This is a genomic window from Enterobacter sp. AC1, from assembly GCF_050434705.1.
GTDB lineage: Bacteria > Pseudomonadota > Gammaproteobacteria > Enterobacterales > Enterobacteriaceae > Enterobacter > Enterobacter cloacae_L.
Genome location: NZ_JBNDIZ010000011.1, coordinates 37,708 through 50,428, shown reverse-complemented (window position 1 = coordinate 50,428; position 12,721 = coordinate 37,708). Strand labels below are relative to the sequence as shown.

At 56.1% G+C, this 12,721-nt stretch carries 13 protein-coding genes; 12 read left to right on the top strand and 1 reads right to left on the bottom strand.

Annotated elements, in window-relative coordinates:
• The first annotated feature begins 279 nt into the window (after window positions 1-279).
• Window positions 280-729 carry an L-alanine exporter AlaE gene (gene alaE / locus M2433_RS21965; RefSeq protein ID WP_023617655.1) on the top strand — a complete coding sequence of 150 codons (450 nt, stop codon included), beginning with the start codon at window positions 280-282 and terminating at the stop codon, window positions 727-729.
• 32 nt (window positions 730-761) lie between these two features.
• Here the strand turns inward: alaE and M2433_RS21960 are convergent, their stop codons facing one another.
• Window positions 762-1,106, bottom strand: a complete 345-nt coding sequence (locus M2433_RS21960) for a DUF2002 family protein (RefSeq protein ID WP_006811693.1) — start codon at window positions 1,104-1,106, stop codon at window positions 762-764.
• A 160-nt stretch (window positions 1,107-1,266) separates the two neighbouring features.
• Between M2433_RS21960 and M2433_RS21955 the strand changes: the two genes are divergently transcribed.
• From M2433_RS21955 to emrA, 11 genes are all read left to right on the top strand, one after another.
• Window positions 1,267-1,593 carry a DUF883 domain-containing protein gene (locus M2433_RS21955; RefSeq protein WP_008502569.1) on the top strand — a complete coding sequence of 109 codons (327 nt, stop codon included), beginning with the start codon at window positions 1,267-1,269 and terminating at the stop codon, window positions 1,591-1,593.
• Between the two features lie 252 nt (window positions 1,594-1,845).
• A complete protein-coding gene (gene nrdH, locus M2433_RS21950) occupies window positions 1,846-2,085 on the top strand; it encodes a glutaredoxin-like protein NrdH (RefSeq protein WP_429057682.1) in 240 nt (79 codons plus the stop codon).
• Window positions 2,082-2,492, top strand: a complete 411-nt coding sequence (nrdI, locus tag M2433_RS21945; protein WP_029742052.1) for a class Ib ribonucleoside-diphosphate reductase assembly flavoprotein NrdI — start codon at window positions 2,082-2,084, stop codon at window positions 2,490-2,492. The genes nrdH and nrdI overlap by 4 nt, the downstream gene beginning before the upstream one ends.
• Window positions 2,465-4,609: a class 1b ribonucleoside-diphosphate reductase subunit alpha gene (nrdE, locus tag M2433_RS21940; protein WP_429057684.1), complete on the top strand. Its 2,145-nt coding sequence runs from the start codon at window positions 2,465-2,467 to the stop codon at window positions 4,607-4,609. The genes nrdI and nrdE overlap by 28 nt, the downstream gene beginning before the upstream one ends.
• 9 nt (window positions 4,610-4,618) lie before the next feature.
• Entirely contained in the window at window positions 4,619-5,578 is a 960-nt protein-coding gene (nrdF, locus tag M2433_RS21935) for a class 1b ribonucleoside-diphosphate reductase subunit beta (RefSeq protein WP_429057686.1), read from the top strand.
• A gap of 330 nt (window positions 5,579-5,908) precedes the next feature.
• The gene (gene proV, locus M2433_RS21930; protein ID WP_429057687.1) at window positions 5,909-7,120 is read left to right on the top strand and encodes a glycine betaine/L-proline ABC transporter ATP-binding protein ProV; all 1,212 of its coding nucleotides are present in this window, start codon (window positions 5,909-5,911) and stop codon (window positions 7,118-7,120) included.
• Window positions 7,104-8,168: a glycine betaine/L-proline ABC transporter permease ProW gene (gene proW / locus M2433_RS21925; RefSeq protein WP_429057689.1), complete on the top strand. Its 1,065-nt coding sequence runs from the start codon at window positions 7,104-7,106 to the stop codon at window positions 8,166-8,168. The genes proV and proW overlap by 17 nt, the downstream gene beginning before the upstream one ends.
• A gap of 9 nt (window positions 8,169-8,177) precedes the next feature.
• Window positions 8,178-9,173 carry a glycine betaine/L-proline ABC transporter substrate-binding protein ProX gene (gene proX / locus M2433_RS21920; RefSeq protein ID WP_429057690.1) on the top strand — a complete coding sequence of 332 codons (996 nt, stop codon included), beginning with the start codon at window positions 8,178-8,180 and terminating at the stop codon, window positions 9,171-9,173.
• 206 nt (window positions 9,174-9,379) lie between these two features.
• Window positions 9,380-10,564, top strand: coding sequence for an MFS transporter (locus M2433_RS21915; protein ID WP_047348082.1), 1,185 nt, complete (start codon window positions 9,380-9,382; stop codon window positions 10,562-10,564).
• 314 nt (window positions 10,565-10,878) lie between these two features.
• Window positions 10,879-11,409: a transcriptional repressor MprA gene (gene mprA, locus M2433_RS21910; RefSeq protein WP_429057692.1), complete on the top strand. Its 531-nt coding sequence runs from the start codon at window positions 10,879-10,881 to the stop codon at window positions 11,407-11,409.
• Between the two features lie 126 nt (window positions 11,410-11,535).
• Complete coding sequence (gene emrA / locus M2433_RS21905; protein WP_045909303.1) at window positions 11,536-12,708, top strand: multidrug efflux MFS transporter periplasmic adaptor subunit EmrA; 1,173 nt, start codon at window positions 11,536-11,538, stop codon at window positions 12,706-12,708.
• Window positions 12,709-12,721: the final 13 nt, after the last annotated feature.

The window sequence follows — 12,721 nt, the reverse complement described above, 5'->3', positions numbered from 1 at the left end:
CTCTACCCGCAAGTGAACCGAGTCCCACCGCAGCACCACCAAAAAACAATCGATTGATTTTTATATGAAAATTATTGAGCGAGACAGATTATAACGAACCGAACAAAAAACAACCAAGTTTAGAGAATTTTGTCGACAAAACGCGATTAAATAAAAATTAATCACTAGTTGTTAGTTCAAACATAGAGATATACGCTATACACGTCAAACAAACCAACCTAAAGCACTAACCGCTTCGGGAAAATCGTTTCTTTTGTGTTCTTCTCAAGGAGTTCAGACATGTTCTCACCGCAATCTCGCCTGCGCCATGCGGTAGCGGATACTTTCGCGATGGTTGTCTACTGTTCCGTCGTGAACATGCTGATTGAAATATTCCTCTCCGGAATGACCTTCGAGCAGTCACTTTCATCTCGTCTGGTGGCGATCCCGGTCAATATTATTATTGCCTGGCCTTACGGTTTATACCGCGATGCGGTCATGCGCTTCGCGCGGCGTATCAGCCCCGCCGGCTGGGTGAAAAACCTGGCGGACGTGCTGGCGTATGTGACGTTCCAGTCTCCGGTTTACGTGGCCATTCTGCTGACGGTGGGCGCGGACTGGCACCAGATTGCGGCGGCGGTCAGTTCAAATATTGTGATTTCAATGCTGATGGGTGCGGTTTACGGGTATTTCCTCGACTACTGTCGCCGCCTGTTTAAGGTCAGCCAGTACAGCCAGGCAAAAGCGTGATGTGAAGCGACTGGCGAAGGCCAGTCGCAAATTTACTGTACGTCGCCAAACAGTCCCTTCAAAAACCGCTCCAGCGCCATGCGCGAGCTGAAGCCATGCGGAATACCATAATGCTCATGCGTCTCTCCGCCTAAATAGAGCGGAAATTGCTGATAATGATCGCAGGTTTTAATATCCGAGGCAGGCTCAGCGAATGACAGACTTCTGTCTTTCAGCGTCGGGTGAATAATGAGAGCGGTACGTCCCATTCTGGCTTCACGATTAACGTAAACATAATTCTCGCCGCGGCGATATCCATACGCTTTTGATGTCACCTCATCCATGGTGAATCCCTCTTTTTCAAGAACGCGCGCCACCTCATCAGGTCGTAAATACATATCTTTTCCTCGTTATCTTTTCCTGCCCGGCAACCTTACAGTATTCAGCATTAGCAGGGCTTTCAGAATAGTCCATAAACTGCCGGATAACGCGTGATGCGCTTCAGATATTAAATTTCTGAACTAAACTGAACGGGAACACAAAATTACGGAGGATCGTATGTTTAACAGACCGAACCGAAACGATATTAATGACGACGCTCAGGATATTCGTAATGATGTCAGCCAATTAGCGGATACGCTGGAAGAGGTGCTGAAGTCCTGGGGAAGTGACGCGAAGGACGAAGCGGATGCCGCAAAGCGTAAGGCTCAGTCTCTGCTCCGTGAAACCCGCGCGCGTCTGAACGGACGTACGCGGACGACGCAGGCGGCCTGCGATGCGGTCAGCTGCGCAACAACCTTCGTGCGCGAAAAACCGCTCTGCACGCTGGGTACGGTCGCGGCAGTCGGTATCTTCGTGGGTGCCCTGCTCAGCCTGCGTAAATAACGCAGCCTCACGCGTTTCTCTGCCCCGACAGCCAGCGGCTGCCGGGGCTTTTCTTTGCCTGATGGCCTGAAAAACCCGTATAGCCTGCCCTGCCCCGCTGTGCTCATCATCAGGACGACATCAATCTGAATTTCCCATATCTTGTATGGTTGAAACTTAAGACAACTACATCTAGTATTCCCTTTAGCAAGATACACACAACCTGACGCGATGATTCGCGCCGCTCCCTCATTTTAAATGGAAATACGAATCATGAGCATTATTATTTACACTCGTAACGATTGTGTTCAGTGCCACGCCACAAAACGCGCGATGGAAAGCCGCGGCGTGGCGTTTGAGATGGTGAATATCGACCAGCAGCCCGAGGCCGCCGATACCCTGCGCGCGCAGGGGTTCCGTCAGCTGCCGGTCGTCGTCGCCGGGGAGATCAGCTGGTCTGGCTTTCGCCCGGACATGATCAACCGCCTGAGCGCTCAGGCCACGCGTGCATGAGTGGGCTGGTCTACTTCTCCAGCAGCTCGGAAAACACGCTCCGCTTTATTGAGCGCGTCGGGCTGCCTGCGGTGCGCATTCCGCTGAACGAGCGGGAGCGGATCCGGGTAGAGGAGCCGTACATTCTGGTGGTGCCCAGCTATGGCGGCGGCGGTACGGCGGGCGCTGTCCCCCGCCAGGTGATCCGCTTTCTCAACGATCCCCATAACCGCGGGCTGATTCGCGGCGTGATCGCGGCGGGGAATCGCAATTTCGGCGACGCCTTTGGCCGCGCCGGAGATGTCATCTCTCAAAAATGCGGCGTGCCGTATCTCTATCGCTTTGAGCTGATGGGGACGCAGCAGGACGTCGAAAACGTGCGTAAAGGAGTGAACGAATTTTGGCAACGACAACCGCAGAACGGGTAATTCAGGCGACGCCGGATTACCACGCGTTAAACGCGATGCTTAACCTCTACGATCGTCAGGGGCGCATTCAGTTTGATAAAGACAGTGAGGCGGTGGACGCCTTTTTCACCGCGCACGTGCGGCCCAACAGCGTAACCTTCGCGAGCCAGAATGAGCGTCTCGACTATCTGGTTAACGAGGGCTACTACGAGGAGCGCGTCCTGGCCCGCTACGATCGCCCCTTCGTGGTAAGACTGTTTGAACGCGCCCACGCCAGCGGTTTTCGTTTCCAGACCTTCCTCGGCGCGTGGAAGTACTACACCAGCTACACCCTCAAGACGTTCGACGGCAAACGCTACTTAGAAAGCTTTGAGGATCGTACCGTGATGGTGGCGCTGACGCTGGCCCAGGGCGATGAAGCGCTGGCGGAACAGCTCACCGATGAAATCCTCTCCGGGCGCTTCCAGCCCGCCACGCCTACCTTCCTCAACTGCGGCAAGGCCCAGCGCGGCGAGCTGGTCTCCTGCTTCCTGCTGCGCATTGAAGACAATATGGAGTCGATTGGCCGCGCGGTGAACTCTGCGCTGCAGCTTTCGAAACGCGGCGGCGGCGTGGCGTTTTTGCTCTCTAACCTGCGTGAAGCGGGCGCGCCGATCAAGCGCATCGAAAACCAGTCCTCCGGCGTGATCCCGGTGATGAAGATGCTGGAAGATGCGTTCTCCTATGCCAACCAGCTTGGCGCGCGTCAGGGTGCGGGCGCGGTTTACCTGCATGCGCATCACCCTGATATTCTGCGGTTTCTGGATACCAAACGCGAAAATGCCGACGAAAAAATCCGTATCAAAACTCTGTCGCTGGGGGTGGTGATCCCGGATATCACCTTTAAGCTTGCCAAAGAGAATGCCGAGATGGCGCTCTTCTCGCCGTATGACATCGAGCGAATTTACGGCAAAGCCTTTGGCGACGTAGCCATCAGCGAGCTCTACGACGAACTGGTGGCCGACGATCGCATTCGCAAAAAGACCATCAACGCCCGCGATTTCTTCCAGACGCTTGCCGAAATTCAGTTTGAGTCCGGCTATCCGTACATCATGTACGAGGACACGGTGAACCGCGCCAACCCGATTGCCGGGCGCATCAACATGAGCAACCTGTGCTCGGAGATTCTGCAGGTTAACAGCGCGTCAACCTACGACGAGAACCTGGACTACGCGGAAATCGGCAAAGATATCTCCTGCAACCTCGGGTCGCTGAATATCGCCCATACCATGGATTCCCCCGATTTTGGCCGCACGGTGGAGACGGCCATTCGCGGCCTGACGGCGGTGTCGGACATGAGCCACATCCGTAGCGTGCCGTCTATTGAGGCGGGTAACGCCGCGTCGCACGCCATCGGCCTTGGGCAGATGAACCTGCACGGCTATCTGGCGCGGGAAGGCATTGCTTACGGCAGCCTGGAAGGGCTGGATTTCACCAACCTCTATTTTTACACCATTACCTGGCACGCGCTGCACACCTCGATGATGCTGGCGCGCGAGCGCAACCAGCGTTTCGCGGGCTTTGAGCACTCCCGCTATGCCAGCGGAGAGTATTTCAGCCAATACCTTGCAGGCGACTGGCAGCCGAAAACGGCGCGAGTGCGTGAGCTGTTTGCCCGCGCCGGGATCGTTCTGCCCACGCGCGAGATGTGGCAGCAGTTGCGTGATGACGTGATGCGTTACGGCATCTATAACCAGAACCTGCAGGCCGTGCCGCCGACCGGGTCCATCTCCTACATCAACCACGCTACATCGAGCATTCACCCGATTGTGTCAAAAATTGAAATTCGTAAGGAAGGCAAAACCGGACGCGTTTACTACCCGGCGCCATTTATGACCAATGAGAACCTGGCGCTGTATCAGGACGCGTATGAGATCGGCCCGGAAAAAATTATCGATACCTACGCCGAGGCGACAAAACATGTGGATCAGGGGCTGTCGCTGACGCTGTTCTTCCCGGATACCGCCACTACGCGGGATATCAACAGGGCGCAGATTTACGCCTGGAAGAAAGGCATTAAAACGCTCTACTACATTCGCCTGCGCCAGCTCGCGCTGGAAGGCACCGAAATTGAAGGCTGCGTGTCCTGCGCGCTGTAAGGAGAAAGGATGAAACTGTCACGCGTGAGCGCCGTTAACTGGAACAAGATCCAGGACGACAAAGATCTCGAAGTGTGGAACCGGCTGACCAGCAACTTCTGGCTGCCGGAAAAGGTCCCGCTCTCTAACGATATCCCGGCCTGGCAAACGCTCAGCCACGCCGAACAGCAGCTGACGATCCGCGTTTTTACCGGCCTGACGCTGCTGGACACCGTTCAAAATACCGTGGGGGCGCCCGCGCTCATGCGTGACGCGCTGACGCCCCACGAAGAGGCGGTAATGTCCAACATCAGCTTTATGGAGGCGGTGCACGCCCGCTCCTACAGCTCGATTTTTTCGACACTGTGCCAGACCAAAGACGTGGACGCCGCCTATGCCTGGAGTGAAGAGAGCGAGTCATTACAGCGCAAGGCGGACCTGGTGCTGGAATATTACCGTGCCGACGAGCCGCTGAAGAAGAAGATCGCCAGCGTGTTTCTGGAATCCTTCCTCTTCTATTCCGGCTTCTGGCTGCCTATGTACTGGTCGAGCCGGGGCAAGCTGACCAACACCGCCGATTTGATCCGCCTTATTATTCGGGATGAAGCGGTACACGGGTATTACATCGGCTATAAGTATCAGAAAGGACTGGAGAAAATCAGCGATGAGAAGCGTGAAGAGCTCAAAGGGTTTGCGCTCGATTTGCTGATGGATCTCTACGACAACGAGCTGAGCTATACCGAGGAGCTGTACGCAGGCACCGGCTGGGAGGAAGACGTGAAAGCCTTCCTCTGCTATAACGCCAACAAGGCGCTGATGAATCTCGGCTACGACGCGCTGTTCCCGCCGGAGATGGCGGAGGTGAACCCGGCGATTCTGTCCGCGCTGTCACCCAACGCCGACGAAAACCACGATTTCTTCTCCGGGTCAGGTTCATCGTATGTAATGGGCAAAGCGGTCGAAACGGAGGATGAAGACTGGGATTTTTAATGAACGCTAACGTTCGTTAATTTAATATAAACCCAACTATTTTCTCTCTAATATTTACAAAGCGACTACACTGTCATTTCCGCGTCATATTCGCCTGAATCGTCCGATTCAGGCGAAATTCCCCGATGCAGCAGCAAAAAATTGAGAAAAATTCAAACCACGCTCAGCCCTTTACTCATGGGAAATTCAGCCGTTTCGCTTCCCTGAAAATTCATACCATAAGCAAACACAGGGTTGTCTCAGATTCTGAGTATGTTAGGGTTATGCCCGTTAACAATTTACCATGGTAATCATATCGGCATAAACAAATAACAGGACACTCTCTATTGCATGGCAATTAAATTAGAAGTGAAAAATCTTTATAAAGTATTTGGCGAGCATCCGCAGCGCGCATTCAAATATATTGAAAAAGGCCTTACGAAAGAGCAAATTCTGGAAAAAACCGGGCTATCGCTTGGCGTTAAAAACGCCAGTCTGGCCATTGAAGAAGGCGAGATTTTTGTCATCATGGGATTATCCGGCTCGGGTAAATCCACTATGGTTCGCCTTCTCAATCGCCTGATTGAACCCACCCGCGGGCAGGTGCTGATTGACGGCGTGGATATCGCCAGAATATCCGACGCCGAGCTTCGCGAGGTGCGCAGAAAGAAGATTGCGATGGTGTTCCAGTCATTCGCGCTAATGCCGCACATGACGGTGCTGGATAATACCGCTTTTGGCATGGAATTAGCCGGTACGCCCGCTCAGGAACGTCAGGAAAAAGCCCTTGATGCACTGCGTCAGGTTGGGCTGGAGAATTATGCGCATGCGTACCCGGATGAACTTTCCGGCGGTATGCGCCAGCGCGTAGGATTAGCCCGTGCATTAGCCATTAATCCGGACATATTATTAATGGATGAAGCCTTCTCGGCTCTCGATCCATTAATTCGCACCGAGATGCAGGATGAGCTGGTAAAATTACAGGCGAAACATCAGCGAACCATTGTATTTATTTCCCACGATCTGGATGAAGCCATGCGTATTGGCGACCGTATTGCCATTATGCAAAATGGTGAAGTGGTGCAGGTCGGCACGCCGGATGAAATACTCAATAATCCGGCCAATGATTATGTCCGCACCTTCTTCCGCGGCGTAGATATTAGCCAGGTCTTTAGCGCCAGGGATATTGCCCGCCGAGCGCCAAACGGCATTATTCGAAAAACGCCAGGTTTCGGCCCGCGCTCCGCGCTGAAGCTGCTGCAGGACGAAGACCGTGAATACGGCTATCTGGTTGAACGCGGCAATAAATTTGTTGGCGTTGTCTCCATCGACTCTCTGAAAACCGCCCTCGGCGAAAACCAGGGAATCGATGCGGCGTTAATCGACGCTCCGCTTGCCGTGGACGCCGAAACGCCGCTCAGCGAGTTGCTCTCACACGTGGGTCAGGCGCCGTGCGCCGTGCCGGTCGTGGGTGAGGAACAACAGTACGTCGGCATCATCTCAAAACGCATGTTGCTGCAGGCTTTAGATCGCGAGGGGGCAAACAATGACCGATCAATCTAACCCGTGGGGTACACCTGAAGCAGCGGACAGCGCTGCGCAATCTGCCGATGCGTGGGGTTCCACGCCGGCCCCTGCCGACGGCGGCGGTGCGGCAGACTGGCTGAACAGCGCGCCCGCGCCTGCGCCAGAACACTTCAATATTATGGATCCGTTCCACAAGACGCTGATCCCGCTGGACAGCTGGGTTACGGAGGGGATCGACTGGGTGGTTACGCACTTTCGTCCGGTCTTCCAGGGGATCCGCGTTCCGGTGGATTACATCCTCAACGGCTTCCAGCAGCTGATGCTGGGCATGCCGGCCCCGGTGGCCATCGTGCTGTTTTCCCTGATCGCCTGGCAGTTTGGCAGCGCGGGGATGGGGATCGCCACGCTGGTCTCGCTGATTGCCATCGGTGCGATTGGCGCCTGGTCGCAGGCGATGATCACCCTGGCACTGGTGCTGACCGCCCTGCTCTTCTGCGTTGTCATCGGCTTACCGATGGGGATCTGGCTGGCGCGCAGCCCGCGGGCCGCGAAGATTATTCGTCCGTTACTGGATGCGATGCAGACCACGCCGGCGTTCGTCTATCTGGTGCCTATCGTGATGCTGTTCGGCATCGGTAACGTGCCGGGGGTGGTGGTGACCATTATCTTCGCCCTGCCGCCGATTATTCGCCTGACCATTCTGGGGATAAACCAGGTGCCTGCGGACCTGATCGAAGCGTCACGCTCGTTCGGCGCCAGCCCGCGCCAGCTGCTGTTTAAGGTTCAGCTCCCGCTGGCGATGCCGACCATTATGGCAGGGGTTAACCAGACGCTGATGCTGGCGCTGTCGATGGTCGTCATTGCCTCGATGATCGCCGTAGGCGGTCTGGGCCAGATGGTGCTGCGCGGCATTGGCCGTCTTGACATGGGGCTTGCCACCGTCGGCGGCGTGGGCATCGTGATCCTCGCCATAATTCTTGACCGCCTGACCCAGGCCGTCGGTCGTGATTCACGCAGTCGCGGCAACCGTCGCTGGTTTACTACCGGCCCCGTCGGGTTACTCACCCGCCCATTTATTAAATAAGGAACAACGATGCGACAGAGCGTATTTTTTGCCACAGCGTTTGCCACCCTTGTCTCCACCAGCACGTTTGCGGCGGACCTGCCGGGCAAAGGCATTACCGTACAGCCGGTGCAGAGCACCATTTCGGAAGAGTCCTTCCAGACCCTGCTGGTTAGCCGCGCGCTGGAGAAGCTGGGCTATACGGTTAATACCCCGAGCGAAGTGGATTACAACGTGGGCTACACCTCGATTGCCTCCGGTGACGCCACCTTTACCGCGGTGAACTGGCAGCCGCTGCACGACGATATGTATGCCGCCGCCGGTGGCGACAAGAAATTCTACCGGGAAGGCACCTTCGTGACCGGCGCGGCACAGGGGTATCTTATCGACAAGAAAACCGCCGACCAGTACCACATCACCAATATTGCGCAGCTGAAAGATCCGAAGATCGCCAAACTGTTCGACACCAACGGCGACGGCAAAGCCGACATGATGGGCTGCTCGCCGGGCTGGGGCTGTGAAGCGGTGATTAACCACCAGAACAAAGCGTTCGATCTGGCGAAAACGGTCGACGTGAGTCACGGCAACTATTCAGCGATGATGGCCGACACCATTGCCCGCTTCAAAGAGGGCAAGCCGGTTATCTATTACACCTGGACGCCGTACTGGGTGAGCGACGTGCTGAAGCCGGGTAAAGACGTGGTGTGGCTGCAGGTTCCGTTCTCCTCCCTGCCGGGCGAGCAGAAAGATATCGACACCAAACTGCCGAACGGCATGAACTACGGCTTCCCGGTGAATACGATGCACATCGTCGCCAACAAAGCCTGGGCGGAGAAAAACCCGGCGGCGGCGAAGCTGTTCTCGGTGATGAAGCTGCCGCTGGCTGACATCAACGCCCAGAACGCGATGATGCATGCGGGTAAATCGTCTGAGGCCGATGTAAAAGGTCACGTGGACGGCTGGATCAAGGCCCACCAGCAGCAGTTTGACGGCTGGGTGAAAGAGGCGCTTGAGGCACAGAAGTAAAACATTTTCCCTCACCCTAACCCTCTCCCAGGGGGAGAGGGAACCTTGACCTCCCTCTCCCTTTGGGAGAGGGTCGGGGTGAGGGGATCAAACCGCACCCAACCTAAACCGCACAATACATCACCCATCACTCCCCCAACATTCACAATCATTCGGTATGATGGTTTCCGGAAAAATAATCACTCAACTAACGATTCCTGAAACTAATGACAAAAACAACTCAAGGGCTTAGCCCCGCACTCATCCTTTTAATGTCCGTGGCAACGGGTCTGGCGGTCGCCAGCAACTATTACGCACAACCACTTCTCGACACCATCGCCCGCGCGTTCAACCTCTCTGCCAGCTCCGCAGGCTTCATCGTTACGGCCGCGCAGCTTGGCTATGCCGCCGGGCTGCTGTTCCTGGTGCCGCTCGGCGATATGTTTGAACGCCGGATGCTTATCGTCTCCATGACCCTGCTGGCCGCCGGCGGGATGCTGATCACCGCCAGCAGCCAGTCGCTGACGATGATGATCGTCGGTACCGCGCTCACGGGGCTGTTCTCCGTGGTGGCGCAAATCCTGGTGCCGCTCGCTGCGACCCTCGCCTCCCCGGAAAAACGCGGCAAGGTGGTGGGCACTATCATGAGCGGCCTGCTGCTGGGGATTTTGCTGGCGCGTACCGTTGCCGGGCTGCTGGCAAGCCTCGGGGGCTGGCGCACCGTTTACTGGGTGGCGAGCGTACTGATGGTCATCATGGCCCTGGCGCTGTGGCGCGGCCTGCCGAAGGTGAAGCAGGAGAACCACCTGAACTATCCGCAGCTGCTCGCCTCCGTGTTCAGCCTGTTCACGCAGGATAAACTCCTGCGCACCCGCGCCCTGCTGGGCTGTTTCACCTTCGCTAACTTCAGCATTCTGTGGACGTCGATGGCGTTTCTGCTTGCCGCCCCGCCGTTCAATTATTCCGAAGGGGTGATTGGCCTGTTCGGCCTGGCCGGTGCCGCAGGCGCGCTCGGCGCGCGTCCCGCAGGCGGGCTGGCCGACAAGGGCAAATCTCACCTGACCACCTCCGCAGGGCTGGTTTTACTCCTGCTCTCGTGGGCGGCGATCTGGTACGGGCACGTCTCGGTGCTGGCGCTGATCGTCGGTATTCTGGTGCTCGATCTCACCGTGCAGGGCGTTCACATCACCAACCAGACCGTGATTTATCGTGTGAAGCCAGAGGCGCGTAACCGCCTCACGGCCGGATACATGACCAGCTACTTTATTGGCGGCGCTGCGGGCTCGCTCATCTCCGCCTCGGCGTGGCAGCATGCCGGATGGTCCGGCGTGTGCGGGATTGGGGCCATCGTCGCCGCGCTCAACCTGCTTGTCTGGTGGCGCGGCTATCATCGTCAGGATGCAATTCACTAAGTTTTACATTGCGTTGGGCCTCTTAGGGTGTAAAGAGGCCCCTCAGTCTGTTAATGTAAACGTAATCATTTATCCCAGAAATTTTAATGTGGGTGACATATTTACAATCGGCATGAATAGTTCAGACCCCCGTCCTCACATCCTCTCTCCAGCGGGTTCACACCCTTCGCTTTCTGTGCTCACCGGGTCACGGACTTACCCGGCGCTTTCTGATGGTGACATTAATTTGGCGGATATAACCGCACAAATAATTCATTTACATTATTTGTCACTATCGTTACTATATCGGCTGTAATTAATGAGGTTATGCCCAAATGGATAGTTCGTTTACGCCCATTGAACAAATGCTTAAATTCCGCGCCAGTCGCCATGAGGACTTCCCGTATCAGGAAATCCTGCTGACTCGCCTGTGCATGCACATGCAGGGTAAGCTACTGGAAAACCGTAATAAAATGCTGAAAGCTCAAGGGATTAACGAGACGTTGTTTATGGCGTTGATTACGCTGGAGTCTCAGGAAAATCACAGCATTCAGCCTTCCGAGCTGAGCTGCGCGCTGGGCTCTTCCCGTACCAACGCGACCCGTATTGCCGATGAGCTTGAAAAGCGTGGCTGGATTGAGCGCCGTGAAAGCGACAACGATCGTCGCTGCCTGCATCTGCAACTGACCGATAAAGGTCACCAGTTCCTGCGCGAGGTGCTGCCACCTCAGCACAATTGCCTGCACAAACTCTGGTCTGCCCTCAGCCCCGCCGAGCGCGACCAGCTTGAGCACATCACTCGCAAGCTGCTCACCCGTCTGGACCAGATGGATGAAGACGGCGCCGTTCTTGAGGCGCTGCGCTAACGCGACGACACGCTCACCATTCCAGATTTATAAGAAAACCGACAGGCCAGCACGTCACACTGCTGGCCTTTCTGACAACAGGTCGGCTCAGCCGATGTGAAAATAAGAAGATCGTGGAGAATAACAATGAGCGCAAATGCGGAGAGCACTACCCCGCAGCAACCGGCCAACAAGAAGGGCAAACGTAAGAGCGCCCTTCTTCTGTTGACCTTGCTCTTTATCATTATTGCCGTGGCATATGGGATCTATTGGTTTTTAGTCTTGCGTCATGCTGAAGAGACTGACGACGCCTACGTGGCAGGGAACCAGGTACAAATTATGGCGCAGGTGTCGGGCAGCGTGACGAAAGTCTGGGCTGACAATACCGACTTTGTGCAAAAAGGCGATGTGTTGGTGACCCTCGATCCAACCGACGCCCAGCAGGCGTTTGAGAAAGCACAGACCGCGCTGGCTTCCAGCGTCCGTCAAACCCGCCAGCTGATGATCAACAGTAAACAGCTGCAGGCCAACATCGACGTGCAGAAGACTGCACTCGCGCAGGCGCAGAGCGACCTGAACCGCCGCGTGCCGCTCGGCACGGCCAACCTGATTGGCCGTGAAGAGCTGCAGCACGCGCGCGACGCCGTTGCCAGCGCGCAGGCACAGCTGGACGTGGCTATTCAACAGTACAACGCCAACCAGGCGATGGTGCTGGGCACCAGCCTGGAAAACCAGCCAGCCGTACAGCAGGCGGCGACCGAAGTCCGCAACGCATGGCTTGCCCTGCAGCGTACTAAAATCGTCAGCCCGATGACCGGCTACGTCTCGCGCCGTTCCGTCCAGCCCGGGGCACAGATTAGCCCAACCACGCCGCTGATGGCGGTCGTGCCGGCAGACAATCTGTGGGTTGATGCCAACTTCAAAGAGACGCAGCTTGCCCATATGCGTATCGGCCAGACCGCAACGGTCGTCAGCGACATCTACGGCGATGACGTTAAGTACACCGGGAAAGTGGTCGGTCTGGATATGGGGACCGGCAGCGCCTTCTCCCTGCTGCCGGCGCAGAACGCCACCGGTAACTGGATCAAAGTGGTTCAGCGTCTGCCTGTACGTATCGAACTGGATGCCAAACAGCTGGCGGATCACCCGCTGCGTATCGGCCTCTCTACGCTGGTGACGGTCGATACCGCCAACCGCGACGGCCAGATCCTGGCAAGCCAGGTGCGTAGCAGCCCGGCTTATGAAAGTAACGCCCGTGAAATTAGCCTCGATCCGGTCAACAAGCTGATCGATGACATCGTGAAGGCAAACGCCGGTTAATCCGAAGGTGAGC